Annotated in this window: 20 protein-coding genes and 1 pseudogene; 13 read left to right on the top strand and 8 right to left on the bottom strand. The window is 61.0% G+C overall.

Annotated elements, in window-relative coordinates; translation table 11 throughout:
• The first annotated feature begins 7 nt into the window (after positions 1-7).
• The 5 genes and pseudogenes from SR870_RS06255 (at position 8) to SR870_RS06245 (ending at position 3,525) form a co-directional block, all read left to right on the top strand.
• Positions 8-1,105 (top strand): TniB family NTP-binding protein, encoded by a 1,098-nt coding sequence (locus tag SR870_RS06255; RefSeq protein WP_322517156.1) that lies wholly within the window; start codon positions 8-10, stop codon positions 1,103-1,105.
• Positions 1,102-1,482, top strand: a pseudogene (locus tag SR870_RS24145) (TniQ family protein); the annotation flags it as partial. The gene SR870_RS06255 and the pseudogene SR870_RS24145, both read left to right, overlap by 4 nt.
• Positions 1,483-1,620: 138 nt before the next feature.
• Complete coding sequence (locus tag SR870_RS06250; protein WP_322517155.1) at positions 1,621-2,049, top strand: hypothetical protein; 429 nt, start codon at positions 1,621-1,623, stop codon at positions 2,047-2,049.
• Positions 2,050-2,056: 7 nt separating this feature from the next.
• Positions 2,057-3,013 carry a TniQ family protein gene (locus SR870_RS24140; RefSeq protein ID WP_416221131.1) on the top strand — a complete coding sequence of 319 codons (957 nt, stop codon included), beginning with the start codon at positions 2,057-2,059 and terminating at the stop codon, positions 3,011-3,013.
• Between the two features lie 170 nt (positions 3,014-3,183).
• The gene (locus SR870_RS06245) at positions 3,184-3,525 is read left to right on the top strand and encodes a hypothetical protein (protein ID WP_322517154.1); all 342 of its coding nucleotides are present in this window, start codon (positions 3,184-3,186) and stop codon (positions 3,523-3,525) included.
• Here SR870_RS06245 and SR870_RS06240 read toward each other — a convergent pair whose 3' ends face one another.
• Positions 3,526-3,825, bottom strand: a complete 300-nt coding sequence (locus tag SR870_RS06240; protein ID WP_322517153.1) for a hypothetical protein — start codon at positions 3,823-3,825, stop codon at positions 3,526-3,528.
• Between the two features lie 218 nt (positions 3,826-4,043).
• Here SR870_RS06240 and SR870_RS06235 point away from each other — a divergent pair, with 218 nt between their 5' ends.
• Positions 4,044-4,703, top strand: a complete 660-nt coding sequence (locus tag SR870_RS06235) for a hypothetical protein (protein WP_322517152.1) — start codon at positions 4,044-4,046, stop codon at positions 4,701-4,703.
• Positions 4,704-4,959: 256 nt separating this feature from the next.
• A complete protein-coding gene (locus SR870_RS06230; protein WP_322517151.1) occupies positions 4,960-6,138 on the top strand; it encodes a hypothetical protein in 1,179 nt (392 codons plus the stop codon).
• A 128-nt stretch (positions 6,139-6,266) separates the two neighbouring features.
• Here the strand turns inward: SR870_RS06230 and SR870_RS06225 are convergent, their stop codons facing one another.
• The 4 genes from SR870_RS06225 to SR870_RS06210 form a co-directional block, all read right to left on the bottom strand.
• The gene (locus tag SR870_RS06225; protein ID WP_322517150.1) at positions 6,267-7,904 is read right to left on the bottom strand and encodes a PIN domain-containing protein; all 1,638 of its coding nucleotides are present in this window, start codon (positions 7,902-7,904) and stop codon (positions 6,267-6,269) included.
• Positions 7,905-8,511: 607 nt separating this feature from the next.
• Positions 8,512-11,697 carry an efflux RND transporter permease subunit gene (locus tag SR870_RS06220; protein ID WP_322517149.1) on the bottom strand — a complete coding sequence of 1,062 codons (3,186 nt, stop codon included), beginning with the start codon at positions 11,695-11,697 and terminating at the stop codon, positions 8,512-8,514.
• A gap of 14 nt (positions 11,698-11,711) precedes the next feature.
• Positions 11,712-12,815: an efflux RND transporter periplasmic adaptor subunit gene (locus tag SR870_RS06215; RefSeq protein ID WP_416221155.1), complete on the bottom strand. Its 1,104-nt coding sequence runs from the start codon at positions 12,813-12,815 to the stop codon at positions 11,712-11,714.
• 112 nt (positions 12,816-12,927) lie between these two features.
• A complete protein-coding gene (locus tag SR870_RS06210; protein ID WP_322517147.1) occupies positions 12,928-13,461 on the bottom strand; it encodes a cytochrome b in 534 nt (177 codons plus the stop codon).
• A gap of 137 nt (positions 13,462-13,598) precedes the next feature.
• On the opposite strand from SR870_RS06210, the gene SR870_RS06205 reads away from it, so the two are divergent.
• Positions 13,599-14,234, top strand: a complete 636-nt coding sequence (locus SR870_RS06205) for a TetR/AcrR family transcriptional regulator (protein ID WP_322517146.1) — start codon at positions 13,599-13,601, stop codon at positions 14,232-14,234.
• A 613-nt stretch (positions 14,235-14,847) separates the two neighbouring features.
• Positions 14,848-16,149, top strand: a complete 1,302-nt coding sequence (locus SR870_RS06200) for an MFS transporter (RefSeq protein ID WP_322517145.1) — start codon at positions 14,848-14,850, stop codon at positions 16,147-16,149.
• 104 nt (positions 16,150-16,253) lie between these two features.
• Here the strand turns inward: SR870_RS06200 and SR870_RS06195 are convergent, their stop codons facing one another.
• The gene (locus tag SR870_RS06195; protein WP_416221130.1) at positions 16,254-16,769 is read right to left on the bottom strand and encodes a collagen-like protein; all 516 of its coding nucleotides are present in this window, start codon (positions 16,767-16,769) and stop codon (positions 16,254-16,256) included.
• A 255-nt stretch (positions 16,770-17,024) separates the two neighbouring features.
• On the opposite strand from SR870_RS06195, the gene SR870_RS06190 reads away from it, so the two are divergent.
• Positions 17,025-19,085 carry an ATP-dependent helicase gene (locus SR870_RS06190; RefSeq protein ID WP_322517143.1) on the top strand — a complete coding sequence of 687 codons (2,061 nt, stop codon included), beginning with the start codon at positions 17,025-17,027 and terminating at the stop codon, positions 19,083-19,085.
• Between the two features lie 25 nt (positions 19,086-19,110).
• Here the strand turns inward: SR870_RS06190 and SR870_RS06185 are convergent, their stop codons facing one another.
• Entirely contained in the window at positions 19,111-19,428 is a 318-nt protein-coding gene (locus tag SR870_RS06185; protein WP_322517142.1) for a YdhR family protein, read from the bottom strand.
• Positions 19,429-19,484: 56 nt separating this feature from the next.
• Entirely contained in the window at positions 19,485-20,291 is an 807-nt protein-coding gene (locus SR870_RS06180; RefSeq protein ID WP_322517141.1) for an enoyl-CoA hydratase/isomerase family protein, read from the bottom strand.
• Between the two features lie 89 nt (positions 20,292-20,380).
• Here SR870_RS06180 and nthA point away from each other — a divergent pair, with 89 nt between their 5' ends.
• The 3 genes from nthA to SR870_RS06165 are packed head-to-tail and all read left to right on the top strand — an operon-like array spanning position 20,381 to position 22,055.
• Positions 20,381-21,013 (top strand): nitrile hydratase subunit alpha, encoded by a 633-nt coding sequence (gene nthA, locus SR870_RS06175; RefSeq protein ID WP_322517140.1) that lies wholly within the window; start codon positions 20,381-20,383, stop codon positions 21,011-21,013.
• Positions 21,013-21,672 carry a nitrile hydratase subunit beta gene (nthB, locus tag SR870_RS06170; protein ID WP_322517139.1) on the top strand — a complete coding sequence of 220 codons (660 nt, stop codon included), beginning with the start codon at positions 21,013-21,015 and terminating at the stop codon, positions 21,670-21,672. The genes nthA and nthB overlap by 1 nt, the downstream gene beginning before the upstream one ends.
• Positions 21,669-22,055: a nitrile hydratase accessory protein gene (locus SR870_RS06165; protein WP_322517138.1), complete on the top strand. Its 387-nt coding sequence runs from the start codon at positions 21,669-21,671 to the stop codon at positions 22,053-22,055. The genes nthB and SR870_RS06165 overlap by 4 nt, the downstream gene beginning before the upstream one ends.
• Positions 22,056-22,129: the final 74 nt, after the last annotated feature.

Raw genomic sequence — 22,129 nt, 5'->3', positions numbered from 1 at the left:
GTCAACGATGACGTGGAATACTCGCTCTGTAGAAGAACGCCGAAAGCATATCGGCAGCTTTGTTGCCGTCACGCCGACGATGAAACGAGCAACGGATGTGTTCCGTCGCTGCTACCGCGAATACCACGAAGGTCAGCAGGCGAGTTGTTCTTTCGTCGTCGGCGAGACCGGTGTCGGCAAGACGACCGCTGCGAACGATTTTATGGAGGAAATCCGCGAAGAATATCGCGGTACGCTCAAAGACGGAATCGATGTCCATACGATCGATCCCAAAACCTATCCTACGAACATGAGCGTCACGTTTCAGCAGCCTGGGCGCGGCCTCGTTCGCCCGATTCTCAAGATTATGGTCAGCAAGAAGACGACCTACAAACAACTGTTTGGTGAGACGCTAGCCGCGCTCGGCATGCCCACCAAGCGCGCGACCTTGGCGGAAATGAAATCGATCGTTCGCCACCAAATCGAGGGTCAAGGCGTGCGAATGATTATCTTCGACGAATGCCAACACATCGTAGATAGCAGCCAAATTCGCGATCCCTACGAGGCAGCGGATTTTCTAAAGGAGCTGATGAAAGAGACGCGCGTCCAAATCTGCTGCGTAGGGCTCCACTATGCAACGGACTTCCTACTGGAGAATGGGCAGCTCGAGACCATGAAGAGCGAGGAACATCATATGAGGCCGTTCCCGCTTGATTTCAACGAAAGTGCCGAATTGTGCATGTTTTTGCGGTCCCTGTCCGATGACTTGCCCTTCGACCGCAAGCCGCAACTGTTCACGCCTGCGCTGGCCCTTCGACTTCACCTGGCCTCCGATGGCTACGTTGGGTATATTACTAAGTACGTCTCAATGGCAGCGAAGGACGCGATCGACCAGAACCTCGACACGGTGACAATGGATCTCATTGGCGACGCATATGCTCGCAAGCATAATGTCCCCGACAAGGAGAACCCGTTCCGGGTGAAAGGCGAGATCGACGAGGATGGCTTCCAGAAGATCAAAGCCGCCCGCAGAAAGATGCTTGAGGAAGAGGCTTGTAAGAGCCGTGCAACCCGCCGAAGAAAAGACCGGGAGAAGTCACTCAGAAAGGCAGCTGCGGCGGCATGAGAGTTGACAAGCTACCTCTATTGGTCACCCCGGGCGAAGACGAACCCGCACATGGGCTTCTTTTGCGTTTCGCGAAACGTAATGGCGTCAAAGATCTTCGCACAATGAGAGAGCTGACCGACATGTCAGTTGCGAGGTTGCGACTGGGACATGGCGCCGGGCACCTTGCCGAACTCCTTCAGTGCAGTCCGGACCTGTTCATGCGTTCGACGACAGAACCCATCGTTCGCGGAGTCGTGTCGCTACGAGGCGAGCGATTGCGAACGTCAGACCACCTCCTCATAAAGCGGCGGAGAGTATGTCCTACTTGCATTACGGAAGCGGCTCACCAGCGCTTTTGGTTCGACCTCTCCTTCGTTTCGACATGCCCAAGGCATCAAGTGACGCTTGTTGATGCATGCTCTTGCGGCACTGCACTCACCTGGAAAGATGTCGACATCGAAAAATGCTCCCATTGCCAAGACGGAAGCGTATTTCGGATGACGCTTAAGTCACCCGGAAATGACGTTTTGGCAATGAATCGTTGGGCCTTAGGCAAGCTTGGGGTTGGCGACCCCGTACCTGTCCCTATCCTCGACGGGATGCCCTTGTGGACCGCTTTGAATATTGTGAACCGCGTCGGCGTGCTAGCGGCCGAGGGCTATACGTGCTGGCGTGGTGTAGACGGGTACGATACGCCAGCACACCAACTGCAAGCTAACGGATTCCGGGTTCTTCAGCTGGGGCTTCTCGACCAGGCATTAGATGAAGTGTACGAACAGTATCTGACGGCAAAGACAAGGAAGCTCGCCGAGACGCTCAGGACAATCTACGGATTCTTCGGTCAATGGTTCAAAATCTGGTACCACAGCAAGCACTTTGTCGAGCAAGCGAGACCGTTCGCTGAGATCGTAATCGCCAACGCGGCACGCAAATCCGTATTCGACATCGAAGTGAAGAAATGAGAGTAACTTGCTTCGCTCACCACTCCCCCTATGGGTCGTTCCCGCCGAAGACGAACCCCCACACGGGTTGCTGCTTCGGCTCGCTGAACGAAATGGCATCCAAAGCCAAAGCCAGCTTTCAGCCTTGACCGGACTATCGGTGCGAGAGCTACGGAATGGGGCCGGAATCGAACGCCTCGCCGCTGTGGCGCACTGCGACCCGGCCCATCTCATGAATTCGGCCCCGATCGTCTCGGACGGCGGGCTAGCCATTCGAGGAGAGCGCTTCAGTGCGAGGCACGCAGTGAGGCAGTCCGTACGTCGCCTCTGTCCGGAATGTGTAGTGGAGTCCTCTCATCATCGGTTCTGGTTCGATCTAAAATTCGTCACTACCTGCCCTGCCCATGGCAGGAAGTTGATCCAGACCTGCTCGTGTGGACAACCGCTATCGTGGACAGATGTTCGCATTTCGAAGTGTTGCCGATGCGATAACGGAGATGTCACTAACATCCCCTGGGTGCAAGCTAGGCCTGATATCTTAGAAATGGATCGGTGGATTCTCTCGAGGCTGCGGGTCGGCGGGGCATCTTCCGTTCCGATCCTCGATTCCATAAATGTGGGCACTGCTCTGCATGTGATCCAAAACGTTGGCTTGCTCGACCTCGGGGGTTACCAAACGGCGTGGCCCGAACCGAGAGATTTCGGAGTGTCGGTGGCCGAGGCGCGTTCGCGAGGCTTTCGGATTCTCAAACATGAACGGCTGAACGACGTTTTAGACAGTGTTTACACGGCGTTTGCAGCCTCAAATTCAGGTAGGGCAGCCACAATCAAGAATTCCTATGGCTGGTTCGGCGAATGGCTTCTAGATCTGCAGTTTCAGGAAGCCTCTGCTCGTATTCATGAGACGATCGTCGTGAGAGCGACGAGACGAAAGCGGTCACAACCTTCCTTTAGAAACGGGCCGGGTCTTGGTCATGCAACTTAAGTAGCAGCTTTCACGACGGGGCATCCCATTTCGTCCCAACGACAACGGCTATTGGCCAAAATCGGTATGCAGTGCCCAGCCTGCCACGTACGCTGAACAGCGCAGTTAACCCGGCTCTCATCAATCCTCGATAGCACCTGGACGTTGATTGAAGCACTGGGGCGATATTGATGTGTGACGAGAATAATCAGGATGATGAAGGCAGCGGCGATCAGAGCGGCCAGGGCACACCGCCAACATTAAGGCCGCCGTCCAGTTCACGACGAGATCCGAAGGCTGGTCATCGAGGCACCCTGCCAACAGAAGAACAGACTGATCGTCCAGCTGAACCTACAGGCGACTTCCAGCGCCCGCGCCTGCGGCAACTTGAAAACGGATACGCAATGGTGTGGGACGGCGAACAATGGCTGCTGTTCGATGACGAAGGAGACTTCGTGGGGTGCTTTCACGATGCCGCAGATGCAATGAACGAGGCCTATCGGCGGAAGCCTTGGGGACGATTCGGAATGTGATCAGGCGGCCTGTTGAGCGTCGAGCCACGATTGTCGAAGTGCCATAAGCTCTCCAAACCGTTCCTTTTGCTTTTCCGTTCCACGCAACATGGCGCCGTGCGCTTCGCCTTCGATCATGTTGATCATACTGACCGAACCATGGTTGTGTTCAAACTGGAGCAAGTATTCGATCGCCTGCAGAATGAAAGCGACCTGCTTCTCATCGTTCCAGCCCTTCTTGAGTACGACGGTCTTCTTACCATCGACTACCTCGACATCGTAGGGGAACAGTTCGTGTCCTGGCTTGATCGGCTCAATCATGTTGCCCCTCTTTTCCTCCTCGAAAAACGATGTGCGCGATACATGCGCTAAATCCGTGGCGATCGAGGGGATCCGACCGCGCCTGCAATGATGATGCTGTCAGCACCGCTTCGGCGCAATACCATAAAGACGGACCGTCGCGATTCGAGTAACAACTCGCGTTAGAGCGCGCTTTTGTTTGACTATAGGACCCTATGAAGTGAGAAGGAGTCAGACAGATGGATATCTATATGACCACTAGCGAACGGACCGCTTTATCTGCGGTCGATTCTCGCAAACTTGATGAACTTATCGACAAGGCGGTAGATGAAGAACGATCGGGGTGCCTCGGCACGCTCAACCTGAGACTGTGTGGTCCTTTTGTCTCTGGCCGTCTCGATACCTTAGAACGCACTCTTTCAAGGTATCGAGAAGCGAAATCGTCGCGAAAGCGAGAGGAAGTGGCCTACGATTTGGAGAGGGCTAAGCGAGATTTGAGCTCTGCCGTCCGAACAATGCAGGAACGTGCCGATGAAGAGATGCGGGATCAACAGCATTTCCATGTCGAAGGCGAGATTGCTCCGCCGTACCGGTTCAGCCATAAGCTAACTGCAAGGGTCAGCTATCGATGGCGGAAGACTGTCGATGACGATTGGACGCATGGCAACATCACATTCGTGCACAATGTTGACACGCTTGCCCATCTCCGCTTTCCGCCTTCGAAACGCAAGTTGAGCGCCCGTAAGCAGCAGCAGGAGCTTCAGAAACAGCTATCCGACACCTGGGAACATATGATGAGGAGCGCGCTCTATTCGGTCAGAGACTATTTGAAGGAAGGTAGAGATCCAGTTGCGATACCAGAGACCTTTGTGGCGAAGGCCGATGCCAGCGGGCACTGAATAACTTCAGCACTAGATTCTGGGACAGGGAGGTCTAAGAGCGTCGTAGCCCGCACAGATACGTCCGCCTCGCTGATACTAACGTCACAGCAATCGTTATCCTTCCCTGAAACAATCACCTGCCAGGAGTTGATTCCTCCATGGTTGAACGCAAAGTCATCAAGGGCCTCTTAGACGATTGCATTTGCGCTGGTGTTCTTAGCTGCTCAGCTTAAAACAAGGGCGGCATTGGGGCCCGCCTGGAGTAATTGTTCAGATGGCTCTGAAACGTAAGACAATCGATCTGGACTTGGCGCGACTGCATTACAATGCGGCCCGAAGCCGCTGCGCACGTCAAGCAGACCGCGTGGCGGCCCAGATCGCAGAAGGCCGGGACGCCGCCAGGGCGCAAGCGCTTCTGGCAGTCCTGAAGATTCGCGAAATGCACTCGCGTAGCTATTTGGAAGCTATCAAGGGATGGCATCGCAAACACCCCCACGTCCGAGTCGCGAAATCCGTGAAGAAACGGCTGCGGAAGCGAAAACTCCGCGATGGAAAGAGGGAGGATAGGACTTCACAATGGGACGATCAGGTCAAGGCGGCACTCTCCGAGAAACTCCAGAATGCGCCCAACTATTTGACCTACGTGCTTGAGCTTTGGGACAGATATCTTGCTCTTAGGCTGCCGAACGGACATTTCGTGAAGGAAATCTGCAGCGGCGACGCCAACAAGATCGCTCAGAGAGTTTGGGAGATGATGCTCGCATCTCACTTTGACGCGCTAGGCTTCTCAATGACCAGCGCGGACGAAGGTCCCGACCTCCGCATCGAGCAGGATGGGCGCGTACTCTGGGTTGAGGCTGTATGCCCGACAGCTGCAGGAATTCCCGAACAATGGATGCAGCCACTGAAAGCCGGAGACTTCGTTGTCGGAGATGTTCCTCACAACGAAGTGCTGCTGCGTTGGACGGCGGCGATCAAGGAGAAGAGCGAAAAACTCGGGAAATATCTGGAGAAAGGCATAGTTCGTCCCGAGGATTCCTTTGTGATAGCGGTCAACGGCGGTCAGCTTGGGCGTTTTCCTCTCAACGAAGGCATCTCGCAAACGCCCTACTCATTTGAAGCCGTCTATCCAGCCGGGCCGACGACGCTAGAGATCGACCTCAAAACCAACCGTGTGGTGAGGTCTTTCAAGTCGCTTCGCATGAACGTAGAGAACGCCAATGGAGAGCCGGTGCCGACGACGGCATTCATGGACGGCGCGAACGCAGGTGTAAGCGCCGTTTTTGGTTATTCCTGGGATCGATCGAAGACACCCATACTCACCGCGGACGTCGTTCACAATCATCTGGCGGCTGAGCCGGTCGCCAGGGGACTTCTTGGACCCGATAACACCGAATGGGGCAAGGTTTCAGAAACTAACGGTGAGGTCGAGGTTGGGAAGCTACCCAAGTGAGCTTCCCCATCCTCTTAGCATCACGGCGGGGCCTGATTTCTCAACGCCGTTGGCAGCGTGGCCAGGTCGCCGCAGCTTGTTCGTAGAAGTACCGAGACCAAACATTACGGCTCGACGACAAAGGCGCCTCACTGCTCGACCAAAGCTCTGGCCAAATCAAACATCTTGATGAACTCGATCTTACGTTCCACCACCACTCTCAACTGCTGCGGCGTTGTGAGATTTTCTGCATGAACACTGCATTCTACGACGCCTCTTGCGTCGTCATCACCTTCGAAAAGCACCTCGAACTCGAAAATCTCGTCGCCGTTTTGGTGTCGCCACAATTCGCATGTGAGCGCGCCGTTTCGAACCGGGCTCTGCTTCGGCCAGGATGAGTAGTAGAATTCTTCGGGCTTTGGAGGGGGCGGCGGAAGGTATCGAGGCAATGAGAAGCTCGAGATAGGACGGATGGTAGGCGTCACAATGTTGGCTAACGAATTTCGCATCGCTGCGTCAATCCCGGTGATGCCTGCCAGAGAGTCTTGAATCCGTTTGAACGCAGAGAGATCATACGCACCAGACGCCGCCAGTATTCTAGCTGAACTTAACGCGTGTCCATGTTGTTTCAAAGCGTCGACTCCACGCAATGAAGGCAGCGACACGCGTGCTAGAGCTTCAAGATGTTTTTCGGTCGCAGGTTCGCGCGTGATCTTCTCATGAAACGCGGGTGGTTTAGGAGCAGGCGGCAGCCGCATGACTGCGCTCGGGGAGGATTGGACGGCTGAACTTGAGTTTTCGTCGTCTACAGCGTCGTCGATCCTTCCTCTCATCAACGCCAACGGCCCCGAGGTCGCGAATTCTACTCTGACCCGCGACGCGGGTCTCGATCCATCGTTCGACATCGCCCACTGAAGTAGAACGGGCGGTGCCGCTACGTCTCGGCCGACGTGGAATTTCCATAGGATTTCACGGCAGCTCTTAATCCACTCGGGATAGCGCACATCGCGATAGCTAGCGATCTCCTCATCCGTCGGAGCCGAGTATTCGACAATCTTGGTTTCTCTAAATCCGACGGTGGTGGTCGTGGGTGGCGGATTGAAATCGGTGCGCAGGGGGTGCTTGCGCCGCAACTCCTCGATAAGCTGGTCCACCTCTCCTTCAGTCAACGGCGTGGCGACCTTGCCGACGACTTTTACGAAGCGCTCAGCGTCGGCGGTTTTGCAGCGAATGGATATCTTAGGTTCAAGGTCGCGATAGGCTTCCAAATCCTTCTTGAGCTCACGAATCTGCTTCGCTTCGGTCGTCTCCGCTGGAGGACGACGCCAACTCTGATCAATCATCAGGTATGGGACGCCCAGATCGAGTGCCATGCCCGCCGGACCGCCATCGTCCGTGAAGAGCCTCACCTCGTGACCAGCGGCTTGTCTATTCAACGCTGAGACGATGCCGATGAGCTTTTCGTCGGCTTTGTCGTAGTCGAGATGATCTTTGTAGGCCGGGTCAGGCAGAACACTCGTCATTCTGCGAAGAAGCACCTTAGGTTCGGAGGGCCGGATCAACGCGTCTTGGGCACCTTGCGTAAGCATGCTGCGGAAGCGGCCGAAAATATCGAGAGCGCGATCGCGCGTGCGTCCGCTACCCTTCTTGTGCCTATCGATTTCATCCAAGACTGGCTTCGTGAGAATCAGCACGATCGGGTCGTGTCCAAGCTCCTCCCAAGGGAGTTGCTCAAGAGCCTTGAACTCGAAAAACAGATTTGTGTCGGGGACGAGATGCAGGTCCATGGCGTTCGCTGTTGCAACCGTGGATAGATAGCGCCTGCCGACACGTGATCACCGGATTCGTACTGTGCCAAGGCATTTCTGGCTCCAAGTGCGCCGGAAACGCTTCCAGCTGCTGTGAGAGAATGCCTCTTTGAGGGTGTTTTAATACCGACCTCTCCAGCTAGGCAAAGTTCGGAAAACGCGACGTCTTTATGGGGTAAAGACACCCGGTCACGACGGTCTTATGGGGTGTGCCGCGTTTTCTTATGGGATGCGACCTATACTGAATCCATTGGCAAATTTGCATTTTCTGGGCGGCTGTTATGTGGGGAGCAACAGATGTCGGACACCCCATAGACTTGCATTTCTAAGCTTCGGCGGCGGCGGAGTGCCTGCAGCCATCCTACCTGGGACAGATGTCTCGCAAGCCGCAGCGGTGCCCGAGTCAGGCTGTGATTGACCACTTCCTGCCGGAAGCCCGGCTCCGGCGTCGTTTGGCAGGATCGATCCAAGGGCGCGACTGCCGGTTCGCTCGGTCAGATCAAGCTGCCGTCAAGCCGATCTTCAATTTTGCTACCCATCTCGGCCGCGGGCTGCGTCATCGCATTCGATTGTCCTAGTCGATGGTTCATCTTCTTTTGCGCTGGTGTCCGCCCCACCCTTGCGTTTCGGTCCGGAAGTTCGCCATCTTTTGCAGCCGCGCGGCGAAGACCGTGACGAGATCTCGTGGGTGCCAGGCATTTTGTGAGGCGTCGTCCGAGGCGCTGAGTGTTCGTCGAAACCACAGCGCATACAGCGCTGGCAGGAACAGAAGCGTGAGTGCGGTTGCAACCAAAAGGCCGCCCATGATGGTCACGGCCATCGGTCCCCAGAAGCTCGATCGCGACAAGGGGATCATCGCAAGGATCGCCGCCATGGCGGTCAGAACGACAGGACGCGCACGCCGTACGGTAGCGTCAATGATCGCCACGCCGCGCGGATGTCCCGCCGCAACGTCCTGTTCGATCTGGTCCACCAGGATCACCGAATTGCGAATGATCATCCCGGCGAGTGCAATGAGCCCAAGGAGCGCCACGAAGCCGAAAGGCTTCCCAGTGAGGAGCAGTCCAAGGCACGCTCCGATGAGGCCGAGAGGGGCCGTGGACAGGACGATCGCCAGCCGGGAGAAGCTCTGAAGCTGGATCATCAGCACGGTCAACATGACGGCGAGCATGATCGGCATCACCGCGGCGAGGGATCGATTGGCCTTCGCTGACTCCTCAATCGCTCCCCCCATTTCGATCCTGTATCCAGCCGGCAGACGGCTCCGCAGATCGGCCAGTCCGAACCACACCGCCGCCGACACGTCAGGAGCCTGCGCGCCGTGGCGAACGTCGGTTCTGACAGTGATCGCCATTTCGCGATTTCGTCGCCGCTGGATCGCCTCCTCGGTCTGCTGCTCTATGCGCGCAACCTGGGACAGCGGCACCGGGACTCCGTTGATCGACACCACCGTCAGATCGTCGATGGCCCCGACATCGCCGCGCTGGGTCGCGGTTGCCCGGGCCACCACCAAGACCTTTTCTGTCCGGTCACGGATGCTGGTCACCGTGTAGCCGGTGACCAGCATCTGCAGCGTCTGCGAGACGGCTTGCGGGTCGAGGCCAAGCGCGCGCGCGCGGTCCTGATCCATCACGAGCTTGATCGAGGGCATGCGCTCGTTCCAATCGAGCTGCGGTTCGACTACATCCGCGTTCGTGCGCATGACATCGCGGACCTGATAGGCGATCGAGCGTACCGTGTTCGGATCTTCGCCGATAACCCGGAACTGGACCGGAAAGCCGATCGGCGGACCGAAGTCGAGGTGGTTGACGCGAACGCGGGCTTGAGCGAAAGCGCCGTCCGATACGGCGCGTTCGAGCTTGGCCTTGATCCTGTCCCGGGCAGCGGGATCTTTTCCGACCACAACCAATTCGGCAAAAGCTTCGTTGGGGAGCTCCGGACTGATATCCAGCAGGAATCGCGCTGTTCCCTGCCCCACATAGGTCGTCGACGTCGCGACATCATTGTCGTCGGCAATCAGGGCTTCAACCTGCTTGGCGATATCGAGCGTCGCCGCCATCGAGCCGCCTTGTGGAAGCCGCAGCTGCACGAACAACTCTGTACGTTCTGAGCTCGGGAAAAACTGCTTCTGCACGGCCCCGAAAGCGAAGATGGAAACCACGAACAGCGCGACAGTTACACTGACCACGAGTCCGCGGCGCCGGACGCACCATGAGATGACTGCCCGCAGTCGACGATAGATCGCCGTATCGTAGACCGAGCCATGACTGCCGGCGTGCCCCTGCACTTCCGGCAGCAGCTTGCACCCGAGATACGGCGTGAAGGTCACCGCGACCATCCATGACGCCAGCAAGGCGATGCAGACGACCCAGAATATGCTGCCGGTGTATTCCGCGGTACCGCCTGCGGCGAAGCCCACGGGCAGAAAGCCCGCCGCTGTAACCAGCGTGCCCGTCAACATCGGAAAGGCCGTTGATTCCCACGCAAAAGAGGCTGCTTTGACCCGGTCGAATCCTTGTTCCATTTTCACCACCATCATCTCGACAGCGATGATGGCGTCGTCAACGAGGAGGCCGAGGGCGATAATGAGCGCGCCGAGCGAAATCCGATGGAGGTCGATCCCCATCGCCAGCATGATCGTGAAGACGATCCCCAAGACCAAGGGAACCGACGCCGCGACCACGATACCGGTCCGCCACCCCAGCGATACGAAGCTCACCAGGAGGACGATGCCGAGCGCCTCCAGAAATGAGCGCATGAAGTCGGCGACGGCCTCCTGAACAACGGCAGGCTGGTTGGCAACGCGCTCGAAGACAAGGCCGGTCGGCGTGTCGCGTTGAACGCCGGACATCACGGCGTCGATGTCCTGACCGAGATTCAGGATGTTGCCGCCCCTTTGCATGACCACGCCGAGGGCCAAGGCCGGCACCCCGCGTTGGCGCAAGAGGAATTCCGGCGGATCGACGAATCCCCGACTGACCGACGCGATATCGCCCAATCGGAGCACGGTGCCATTGGTCGACGCGATCGGAGTTTCCTCCACCGCTCTTACACCATCGAGAGCACCGCTCACCCGCAGCGGGATGCGTGTCGACCTGGTCTGCACGATCCCCGCCGGATTGAGCGCATTCTGCTTGGCGAGACTGGCGAAAATCGTCTGCGGCGTGATCCCGAGGTTGACCAGCTTGACGTGGTCGAAGTCGACGAAGATGCGTTCTTCCTGCGTACCGTAAATCGTCACCTTGGAAACGTTCGGCACCTTCAACAACTGCCGTCGTGTCGCTTCGGCGATACGCTTGAGCGTGGCGTAGTCGGCGCTCTCCGATCGTAGGGTGTAGAGTACGGAGTCGACGTCGCCATATTCGTCGTTCACTTCAGGTCCGTTCACCCCCGCGGGCAGGTCAGGCTCAAGATCCCTCATCTTTTTGCGCAATTGCAGGAACAGCAGTGACACCAGCGAGGGCGGCGCGTTGTCCGTAAAATCGAGCTGCGCCGCGACGAAGCCCGGCTTCGAATAGGTGATGACCTTGTCGAACCAGGGCAATTCCTGGAGCTTCTTCTCGATGCGGTCGGCGACCTGGAATTGCATCTCCTCTGCGGTGGCTCCAGGCCAGGTCGCCGTCACGATCGCGGTCTTGATCGTGAACGACGGATCTTCGGCTCGTCCCAGGCTCCGGTACGAGAGCGTCCCCGCGACACCAATCATAATGATCAGGAATAGCATTAGTACTGGATGGGCGACCGCCCAGGCGGAGAGATTGAAACGATGCATCGCTCCCTCCCCGATCAATACGTCAACGTCGAGATAGCACGGACGGTCAAGCCAGGGTCGAGCTTTTCGACTCCAAGCGCGACCACCCTCTCGCCCTCGGCGACCCCGGAAGAAATCAAGACGGCACGATCATCGTAACGATCGATCTCGACCCTCCGGCCAGTCAGTCTCCCCTCGCCGTCAACGACCCATACCGACGGGCCGCTTCCATGGTCAAACAGCGCCGTCAATGGCAAGCGGGCACTATGCCCCGCCGACATCTCACGCAGCGTCAGCGTCGCACTCATACCGAGCCTGAGTGCTTCTCCTGCATCGGGTATGCTGAAGCGGGCCGCGTAGGTGCGCGTCGTCGGATCGGCCGCAAGAGACAGCTCTTTTAGCCGAACCTCGAATGTCCTGTTGGGAAGAGACCATAGCGATAACGTGGCCGTGGCGTTCCGGACCTGCTCGACGTAGGTCTCCGGAAGCGCAACTTGCGCCTCCATCTCCGGCAATCGCGCGAGGCGGACGGCCGCCTGACCAGAGGTGATCACCTGCCCCGGCTCCACCAGGGTTGCCGTAATCACGCCGTCAGCGTCGGCTTCGAGCGTGGCGTAGTCCCTCGCGTTAAGTGCGAGTTCTAAAGATCGCTGCGCCCGTATCAAGCGGCTTCTGGCTTCCTCCGCCACCGCATGCCCCTTCTCCACGGTCGCGTTGGCCGCCCAACCCTTTCTCTGGAGTTCGGTCGCACGCCGCTCGTCCGCTTCGGCCTGCGTCAGATTGGTCTTGGCTGCCTTGACTTCAGCCTCGGCCTGATCGAGCTGAAGCCGCAAATCGTTTGCGTCGAGTGTCAGAAGGGCCTGTCCCTTGTGGACGCGGTCACCATTGCGCACCAGTCGCTGGGCGACCTTGCCGCTCACCCGAAACCCGAGATCGCTCTCGATGCTCGGCCTGATCGTTGCTGCGAACGTTCGTTTCCTGGCCCTCTCATCGAAGCGAACAGGCGCGACCATTACGGGTCGCGCGACGCTGGGATCGTTGTTCGATCCGTCGCCCTTCGAACTAGCGGAGTCACATGCGCTCAGCAGAAGCGCGGCGACGAGAACACAGCTCGGTGCGAAGAATGATGCTTTGGCCATCGCCATGTCTTTCTGGTCGATATCGAACGCGGGAAATACGTGGAGCTGCTGTGCCCTGCCAACGCATCAGCCGACTGCGGATGACGATGTCCGCGGCCGGCTGCGCGGGTTGTCACATCCGGCCGATCCCCATGCGGCCAAGCAGTCCATCCTTGTCGATAAAATGATGCTTGAGCGCGATCAGCGTGTGCCCGATGACAAGAACTGCCAGCGCGAGGCTCAGAGCGAAGTGGATTCCGGTCACTGATTCCGCGATCAGCTGATTCTTCTCGATCGGAACAGGAAGCACCAAACCGAAGAGCGTCGCAGGATGTCCATGGGCCGCGCTCATGATCCAACCGCTCACGGGAACACCGATCATCAGGACGTAGATCAGCAGGTGCAGGACGTGACTGGCCCGACGCAGCAAAGGCGAGTACGCCTCGGGCAACACTGGGGCCGGATGGTTCAATCGCCAAAAAAGGCGGAAGACGACCAACAGAAAGGCGATCACGCCGATCGATTTGTGGGCGTCGTACAGGATGAATTTCTCGGGTGTCGGCGGCAGATTCGCCATGTACACGCCCAGCCAAACCATCGCGACCATGATCGCGGCCACGCCCCAGTGAAGATAGACTGCCGTAACTGTATACCGTTTGTCTTCCATAACTCGCTCCTAACCGATCCGTACGTACAGTTATTTTTAACGAGTAGGGCGAGTTGTCAATATATCCGTACGTACGGTATCGTAATTTGGTCGGGGTCACTTTGTTCGTTGCACCGACCGGATTGGTGGAGGGGCCTATGGCCAGGGTTCGAACTGAAGCGAAACGAGAGGCGATCCTCGAAACGGCCGCCGAGGTGTTCAAGGAGCGTGGCCTCGACGGCACCTCGATGTCTGAAATAGCCAAGCGGCTTGGCGGCTCCAAGGCGACGCTTTACGGCTATTTCCCCTCCAAGGAGGAGCTATTCGTTCACGTCAGTCTAGGGGTCGTGAGCAAGCAGATCTTGGACATGATCGAGACCATGCCCAATCGTGCAGCCGATGATCCGCGTGACGTGCTTCTCAATGTGGGGAGACAGCTAATCAGACGAGTCAGCAATGAAGATGCGATCACAGCATATCGCCTTGCAGTTGCGCATGGTCGAATCGGAAATTTGGGACGCATCTTCTATGATGCCGGCCCTGGAAAAGGCCTGAAGGTCTTCGCCGCCTATATCGAGGCCGCAACCAAGGCTGGGCACCTTTCCGCAGCCGACCCTGCCGCGGCAGCCCACCACCTCATGGCGCTCTTCGAATCCGAGACAACGTATAGAAGAGCGCTGCAACTCGACGACGACATTTCTCCCGAAGAAGTCGAGCATACTGTTACGCGCGCGGTCGACGTATTTCTAGCGGCTTACGGGGTACCAAAGGCCTCCCAAGCCACGCGTGAATGAAGGCTCTCTTGTGAAGGTTTGTGGATGCTGACCCCATGATGGTGGCGCGGCGCGCACTTCGGGGCCGGATTACGCAAACCTCCAAGGGAGGAAACCGTGGGAGGTATGGCGAGGCCGGAGTCATGCAGATCGTCGAAAGAGGAGTTGAGAAATCCGATCCTTCCTTGCAGATATCGCCGTCCGTGGATCATCCTGGTCACAGCTAAGGAATGCCGTATCGCCCGGCTTGACCCGTCGTTTGAAGGCGTCCGGCAAGAATCCTCTTGGTTCAAGTATCCCAGGTCGCCCCCGGTAGCTGAGGGTAGCGTCGAATTCCGACAATACGACGTCGTTATGGGGGGAATCGCGCGAACCTTATGGGGTGAAATCTCCTAGAAATCATTGGAGAATCTCCACTTGGACGTCGTCTTTATGGGGTAAGCTCCACTTCCCTGAACTCGCCCCCGCTCTCCGCCTGCTTCGCTGAACGGCGCGGCCGGTCGGCACGCTCGTGGGACATGGGCGGCATGGCGGCGATGCGGTTGGCCGGTGCGGAATATTGCGGTAAGTCGCTGCCTCTCCTGGTTAGCGCACGCGGATGCGGGCCGAAACCGCATCTGACGGATCAGCACTCATGGACGCCACAAATTTCGTGCCCCCGGCAACCGCTGCCGGACGCGGCAGACCGTTGAATTCGCCCGCGCAGGTGTTGCTGGCGAGCCTGATCGGCACCACGGTCGAGTTCTTCGACTTCTACGTCTATGCCACCGCCGCGGTGCTGGTGTTTCCGACGCTATTCTTTCCCAACAGCGATCCGACGACGGCGCTGCTGGCGTCGTTCGCGACGTTCTCGATCGCGTTCTTCGCCCGTCCGCTCGGCGCCGTCATCTTCGGCCATTTCGGCGACAAGGTCGGCCGCAAGACCACGCTGGTCGCGGCCCTGCTGACCATGGGGATTTCGACGGTGGTGATCGGCCTGTTGCCGAGCTACCACCAGATCGGCGTGCTGGCGCCGCTGATGCTGGCGCTGTGCCGGTTCGGCCAGGGCTTCGGCCTCGGCGGCGAATGGGGTGGCGCCGTGCTGCTCGCCACCGAAAACGCGCCCGTCGGCAAGCGTAGCTGGTACGGCATGTTTCCGCAGCTCGGCGCCCCGGTCGGGTTGTTTCTGGCCTCCGGCGTGTTCTGGCTGCTGCTGCATTTCATGTCGCAGGACGCGCTGCTGAGCTGGGGCTGGCGCATCCCCTTCATCGCCTCGATCGCGCTGATCGCGATCGGCCTGTGGGTGCGGCTGTCGATCACCGAGACGCCGGAATTCCAGCAAGCGATCGACAAGTCCGAGCGTGTCTCGGTGCCGGTGGTGGAAGTCTTCCGCCATCACAAGCGCAGCATGGTGATCAGCACCTTCATGGCGCTGATCACCTTCGTGGCGTTCTACATCTGCACGGCATATCTGTTGTCCTACAACGTCAAGGTCGCCGGGGTGTCGTTCCGCGACGCGCTGCTGGTGCAGGTCTACGGCTCGGTGCTGTTCGGCCTCTCGACGATCGCCGCCGGCAAGCTCGGCGACCGTTTCGGACGCCGTGCCCTGCTCCTCGGCAGCACGATCATCCTCGGCCTGTTCTCGTTCGCGCTGGCGCCGCTGCTGTCCGCTGGTCTGGTCGGCATCTACGCGTTCACCACCGTCGGCATGCTGCTGTTCGGCCTGAACTACGGCGTGATCGGCGCAGCGCTGGCGGCGCCGTTCCCGACCCGGGTGCGCTACACCGGGTCGTCGATCACCTTCAACATGGCGGGCATATTCGGCGCGTCGCTGGCGCCCTATATCGCGACCTGGCTGCAGGCCAATTACGGCCTGAGCCATGTCGGCTACTACCAGCTCGCGGCCGCTCTGGTGTCGCTGCTCTGCATCTTCGCCGCGAGGAAGGCCGAGATATAGCCGCAGATCGTCGCTCATGAGGAGCGACGATCTCTTCGCTGCGAACCAGGCACAGCCGTGGCGGCGATGCGCGCCGGGAGATCGCGGCACGCATCGATCGCGTCTCAGTTCTTCGGGGCGGCCTCGCCCTGCTCGCCCTTGGCGCCGGCCGGTCCGGCCGGACCCGCGGAACCTGCTGGGCCGGTCGGACCGGCGGGCCCCGCCGGACCAGCAGCACCCGCGTCGCCCTTGGGGCCTGCCGGGCCTGCCGGACCCGCTGGGCCAGCGGCCCCCGCAGGACCGGCCGGGCCCACGGCGCCGGCGGCGCCAGGCTCGCCCTTGGGACCACGCAGGCCGCAATTGGCGACCAGCCGGTCCTTCAATGTCTCGTTGCCGGATTTCAGGTCGAGCTTGCAGGTCTCCGGCAGATACGACAGCGTGAACCGGAAGCGCCGCGAGGACGAACTCTTGACCTTGTCACCGGTCGCGACGACTTCGACCTCCTGATTGGGTTTACTGGTCTTGCCGGTGATCACCAATTGGCCGCTGGTGATCGACAGCGTGTCGAGTTCGAGCGCCATCGCCGTGCCCGAACTCATGACCAGAATTGCGGTCCCAACGAGAATGGATCGTCTTGCCATCAAGCGTACCCCCATGCGTGTTCGACCGGCGCGAAGCGCCAACTGCGTTGCCTGGCCGGCGCGGCTCATCCGCGACCGCCGCTATCGAGGATAGCCGAACGCACGCGCCAGCATAGCCGCACGTGCGCGACATTTTCGATACGCGCGGCAAGTTCCGTGGATGATGCGGCAAACAGCGGTGCCGGGTCGCGATCGGCGTTGCGAACAAAGCAGGAATCAGGGACCGTCGGTCCTCATCCCGACAGGCGCTGATTCGTGTCTCTGCCCGCCACCTATCTCGACGGCCTCAATCCGGAGCAGCGTTGCGCCGTCGAGCACGGTGTGGGCGAGGGTCCCTGCCCGCCGCTCTTGGTGATCGCCGGCGCCGGCAGCGGCAAGACCAACACGCTGGCGCATCGCGTTGCGCATCTCGTCGTCAACGGCGCCGACCCGCATCGCATCCTGCTGATGACGTTCTCGCGCCGCGCCGCCGCCGAGATGACCCGCCGGGTCGAGCGCATCGCCCGCCGCGTGATGGGCGATGGCGCCGCGCGTGGCGGTGCGCTGAACTGGGCCGGCACGTTTCACGGCATCGGCGCGCGGCTGCTGCGTGAATACGCCGAGCGGATCGGGCTCGATCCTGCGTTCACGATCCACGACCGCGAGGATTCCGCCGACCTGATGAACCTGGTCCGCCACGACCTCGGCTTCTCCAGGACCGAAAGCAGGTTTCCCGCCAAGGCGACTTGCCTGTCGATCTACTCGCGCTGCGTCAATGCCGGGCTGGCGCTCGATGTCGTGCTCGGCGTCAACTATCCGTGGTGCGCCGGCTGGGCCGCCGAGCTGAAGCAGCTGTTCGCCGGCTATGTCGACGCCAAGCAGCGCCACAACGTGCTCGATTACGACGACCTGCTGCTGTACTGGGCGCAGACCATGACCGAACCGTCGCTCGCCGACGAGATCGGCTCGCGGTTCGATCACGTGCTGGTCGACGAATATCAGGACACCAATGCGCTGCAGGCGCAGGTGCTGCTCGGGCTGAAGCCCGACGGCCGCGGCCTGACCGTGGTCGGCGACGACGCGCAATCGATCTATTCCTTCCGTGCCGCGACGGTGCGCAACATTCTCGATTTCCCGAAGGCGTTCAGCCCACCTGCCCGCATCGTCACGCTCGACCGCAACTATCGCTCGACGCAGGCCATCCTCGGCGCGGCCAACGGCGTGATCGACCTCGCCGCGGAGCGCTTCACCAAGAACCTCTGGACCGACCGCGCCATCGGATTGCGGCCGCAGCTCGTCGCCGTCCGCGACGAGGCCGATCAGGCGCGCTACATCACCGAGCGCGTGCTCGAGCATCGCGAGAGCGGCACCACGCTGAAGCAGCAGTCGGTGCTGTTCCGGACCTCATCGCATTCGGCGCCGCTCGAGCTCGAGCTGACCCGCCGCAACATTCCCTTCGTCAAATTCGGCGGGCTGAAATTCCTCGACGCCGCCCACGTCAAGGACATGCTGGCGCTGTTGCGCTTCGTGCAGAACCCGCGCGACCGCGTCGCCGGTTTCCGGGTGATGCTGCTGATGCAGGGCATCGGCCCGGCCTCGGCGCAGAAGGCGCTGGACGCGATCGGTGGCGACGCCGATCCGCTCGAAGCCCTCGCCCACGTCCCCTCGCCGCCGCGCGCAGGCGCCGACTGGCGCGATTTCGTCGATGCGATCGGTGACCTGCGTGACGGCCGGGTCGGCTGGCCGGCCGAGATCGAGCGCGCGCGGCTGTGGTACGAACCGCATCTCGACCGCATCCACGACGACGCGGTGACGCGGCGCGCCGACCTGGTGCAATTGGCGCAGATCGCATCCGGCTATCCGTCGCGCGAGCGCTTCCTCACCGAGCTGACGCTCGACCCGCCGGATGCGACGTCCGATCAGGCCGGCGTGCCGCTACTCGACGAAGACTATCTGATCCTGTCGACGATCCATTCGGCGAAAGGCCAGGAATGGAAATCGGTGTTCGTGCTCAACGTCGTCGACGGCTGCATGCCGTCCGATCTCGGCACCGGCACCTCGGCCGAGATCGAGGAGGAGCGCCGCCTGCTCTACGTGGCGATGACACGCGCCAAGGACGATCTGCATCTCGTGGTGCCGCAGCGCTTCTTCACCCACGGCCAGAACGCGATGGGCGACCGCCACGTCTACGCCGCGCGCAGCCGCTTCATTCCGGACAGGCTTCTGAACCTGTTCGAGCGCACGAGTTGGCCGAAGGTCACGGCCTCGCCCGGCTATCCGACCCGACAGGCGCCGCCGATCGACATCGGCGCGCGGATGCGCGGGATGTGGCGCTGAGGGGGCGTCGCGCGCGACAACATGCTCACGCCGCGGCGGTGACCGTGCCGCCCAGCGCGTTGTCGACGATCACCGGGCTGTCGAACCACGAGATCACCGGCTCCGCGCCGTAAAGCTGCGCCACGCGCGTCCGCCATTCGCCGGCATAGACCTTTTCGGCGGCTTCGCGCGACTCCCAGAGATACACGCCGCCGGCGGTGCTGCCGTCCTCGGAGCGGATGTAGTATTTGCGGATCAGCCCCGGCATCTTCTGATATTTCGGCGCGCTGCTGCGAAACCGCCGCGCCGCTTCCTCCAGGCTAATCGGCTCCGACAGCGCGAACTGCACGATGGTGGTGATCATCGAAACCTCCCAGATTGATTTGATCTATCCTAGCGCGAAACCCGCGGTGCCGCTGCTCACTTTCCGTGAAACCGCGGCTTGCGGCGCTGCAGGAAGGCGTCGACGCCTTCCTTGTGGTCCTCGCTGAAGCCCGCGAGCGCGAACTGGTCGAGGTCCATGTGGCTGGCGAGGTCGTCCAGCGCGTGCGCCAGCCGGTTGACGGTAAGCTTGGTCATCGCCACCGACAGCGGCGGCTGCGCCGCGACCTTGTCGGCCAGCGCCATCGCGGCGGCGAACGCCTGCCCCGGCTCGGCCAGATGCTCGACCAACCGCCATTCATAGGCCTCGTTCGCGCTGATCTTGTCGTCGGCGAGGATCACCGCCTGCTTGGTCCGCGCCGGGCCGATCAAATGCAGCATCCGCGGTACGCTCTGCCAGCTCATGTTCATGCCGAGGCCGATCTCCGGCACGCGGATATGCGCGTCGCGCGCCATCACCCGGAAATCCAGCGCCACCGCCAGCGCCGCGCCGCCGCCGATGCAGAAGCCCTCGATCGCCGCAAAGGTGATCTGCTCCATCTCCTGCCAGGCGCGCGTCAGCCGCGGGCCGAGCTTGAGATGCCGGCGCAGCTCGCCGAGATCCATTCCGGCGCGGCTGCGTCCCTCCGGGTCCTTGAGATCGAAGCCGGCGCTGAACGCCCGGGCGCTGCCGGCCAGCACCACGACAGATGTGGCGCCGTCGTCCTCGAAGCTGCGCGCGGCGTCGGTCAATTGCCGCATCGCGTCCGGCGACAGCGCGTTGATGCCGTCGCCGCGGTCGAACCGCACCACGGCGACGCGGCCCTCCGGCCCGAGCCCCCGCTCGATCGTCACGAACTCCCCCACGATGCCTCCCGAACTGCATTCTTGGTTGTTCCGAGGCTAGCAGCTTCCCGGCTCGACAGCGCAACAATTTCCAATCTATGTTGCGTCGCATGAGCGAACATCACCACGGCCATTCTCACGATCACGACCATTCGGAATTGTCGGACACAGAGCTGCGGGTGCGCGCGCTCGAAACCATCCTCACCGAGAAAGGCTATGTCGAGCCGGCCGCGCTCGACATCCTGATCGAGACCTACGAAACCAGGGTCGGGCCCCGCAACGGCGCCCGTGTCGTGGCGAAAGCCTGGACCGATCCGGCGTACCGCGCGCGTCTGCTGAAGGACGCGACCGCCGCAATCGCCGAGCTCGGCTACACCGGCCGCCAGGGCGAGCATATCGTCGCCGTCGAGAACACGCCCGCGACGCACAATATGATCGTGTGCACGCTGTGCTCCTGCTATCCGTGGTCGGTGCTCGGACTGCCGCCGGTCTGGTACAAATCCGCGCCGTACCGTTCGCGCGCCGTGAAGGAACCGCGCGCGGTGCTGGCCGATTTCGGTGTCACCCTGCCCGGCGACACCGCGATCCGCGTGTGGGATTCGACCGCGGAGATCCGCTATCTGGTGATCCCGATGCGGCCCGATGGCACCGAGGGTTTCAGCGAGGACCAACTGGCCGATCTGGTCACCCGCGACAGCATGATCGGCACCGGCGTGGCACAGCCTCCGGCGGAGACTGTGTGATGGACGGCGCGCACGACATGGGCGGCATGGACGGCTTCGGACCGGTGGTGCCGGAGGCCAACGAGCCGCTGTTTCATGCCGCATGGGAGCGACGCGCCTTCGCGCTGACGCTGGCGATGGCGCGGCCCGGTGGCTGGAACATCGACATGACGCGATTCGCCCGCGAGAACCGTTCGCCGTTGGATTATCTGTCGAAGAGCTACTACCAGATCTGGCTCGCCGGCCTCGAGCGGCTGATGGCGGAACGTGGACTGGTCACGTCCGACGAGATCGCCGCCGCCCGGCCGCTGCATCCGCGCCGCGACGTCGCAGCACTGCCGGCAGACGATGCCGGGCCGATGCTGGCGCGCGGCGCGCCGACCGAACGTCCTGCGTCGGCGCCGGCTCATTTCGCGATCGGCGACCGCGTCCGCGCCAGGAACATCCACCCGCACACCCACACGCGGCTGCCGCGCTATGTCCGCGGCCATGCCGGCGTCGTCGAGCTGGTCCATGGCGCGCATATTTTCCCGGACAGCCACGCGCTGGGCGCCGGCGAACAGCCGCAATGGCTCTACACCGTCACCTTCGACGGCCGCGAATTGTGGGGCGACGACGGCGACCCGACGGTGCGGATCTCGGTCGACGCCTGGGAGAGCTATCTGGAGCCGGCACGATGACGGCCGAGGCCGCCGCGGTCGCGGCGCAGAGCGTGCCGGGCCTGCCGCGCGACGATGACGGCCCGGTGTTCCGCGAGCCCTGGGAAGCGCACGCCTTCGCGATGGCGGTGACGCTGCATGCGCGCGGACTGTTCACCTGGCCGGAATGGGCGGCCGCGCTCGCCGACGAGATCAAGCGCGCGCAGCAGCGCGGCGACCCCGACGATGGCGACACCTATTACCTGCATTGGCTCGCGACGCTGGAACGGCTGATCGCCGACAAGGGCGTCGCCAGCGCCGCGACGCAGACGCGCTATCGCGACGCCTGGGACCACGCCGCCGACCGCACCCCGCACGGCCGGCCGGTCGAACTGCGACCGGACGATTTCGCCGCGACGCGGTGACCGGGTCGCCATTGCGGTCCGCTCGCCGCGCCTCGAGCAGACCCGAGCCGGCTTGCGACATTCGGTACCGCAGA

It is taken from the genome of Rhodopseudomonas palustris, assembly GCF_034479375.1.
Taxonomy (GTDB): Bacteria; Pseudomonadota; Alphaproteobacteria; order Rhizobiales; family Xanthobacteraceae; genus Rhodopseudomonas; species Rhodopseudomonas palustris_M.
This window is presented reverse-complemented; position numbering and strand designations above follow the sequence as displayed.

Excerpts from the sequence above, each read along its gene's own strand:
- nthB (WP_322517139.1), top strand. The coding sequence starts at position 21,013 with ATGGACGGCGCGCACGACATGGGCGGCATGGACGGCTTCGGACCGGTG.
- SR870_RS06230 (WP_322517151.1), top strand. The coding sequence starts at position 4,960 with ATGGCTCTGAAACGTAAGACAATCGATCTGGACTTGGCGCGACTGCAT.
- nthA (WP_322517140.1), top strand. The coding sequence starts at position 20,381 with ATGAGCGAACATCACCACGGCCATTCTCACGATCACGACCATTCGGAA.
- SR870_RS06220 (WP_322517149.1), bottom strand. The coding sequence starts at position 11,697 with ATGCATCGTTTCAATCTCTCCGCCTGGGCGGTCGCCCATCCAGTACTA.
- SR870_RS06245 (WP_322517154.1), top strand. The coding sequence starts at position 3,184 with ATGTGTGACGAGAATAATCAGGATGATGAAGGCAGCGGCGATCAGAGC.
- SR870_RS06235 (WP_322517152.1), top strand. The coding sequence starts at position 4,044 with ATGGATATCTATATGACCACTAGCGAACGGACCGCTTTATCTGCGGTC.
- SR870_RS06185 (WP_322517142.1), bottom strand. The coding sequence starts at position 19,428 with ATGATCACCACCATCGTGCAGTTCGCGCTGTCGGAGCCGATTAGCCTG.
- SR870_RS06200 (WP_322517145.1), top strand. The coding sequence starts at position 14,848 with ATGGACGCCACAAATTTCGTGCCCCCGGCAACCGCTGCCGGACGCGGC.
- SR870_RS06195 (WP_416221130.1), bottom strand. The coding sequence starts at position 16,769 with ATGGCAAGACGATCCATTCTCGTTGGGACCGCAATTCTGGTCATGAGT.
- SR870_RS06215 (WP_416221155.1), bottom strand. The coding sequence starts at position 12,815 with ATGGCCAAAGCATCATTCTTCGCACCGAGCTGTGTTCTCGTCGCCGCG.
- SR870_RS06250 (WP_322517155.1), top strand. The coding sequence starts at position 1,621 with ATGAATCGTTGGGCCTTAGGCAAGCTTGGGGTTGGCGACCCCGTACCT.
- SR870_RS06240 (WP_322517153.1), bottom strand. The coding sequence starts at position 3,825 with ATGATTGAGCCGATCAAGCCAGGACACGAACTGTTCCCCTACGATGTC.
- SR870_RS06255 (WP_322517156.1), top strand. The coding sequence starts at position 8 with ATGACGTGGAATACTCGCTCTGTAGAAGAACGCCGAAAGCATATCGGC.
- SR870_RS06205 (WP_322517146.1), top strand. The coding sequence starts at position 13,599 with ATGGCCAGGGTTCGAACTGAAGCGAAACGAGAGGCGATCCTCGAAACG.
- SR870_RS06165 (WP_322517138.1), top strand. The coding sequence starts at position 21,669 with ATGACGGCCGAGGCCGCCGCGGTCGCGGCGCAGAGCGTGCCGGGCCTG.
- SR870_RS06210 (WP_322517147.1), bottom strand. The coding sequence starts at position 13,461 with ATGGAAGACAAACGGTATACAGTTACGGCAGTCTATCTTCACTGGGGC.
- SR870_RS06225 (WP_322517150.1), bottom strand. The coding sequence starts at position 7,904 with ATGGACCTGCATCTCGTCCCCGACACAAATCTGTTTTTCGAGTTCAAG.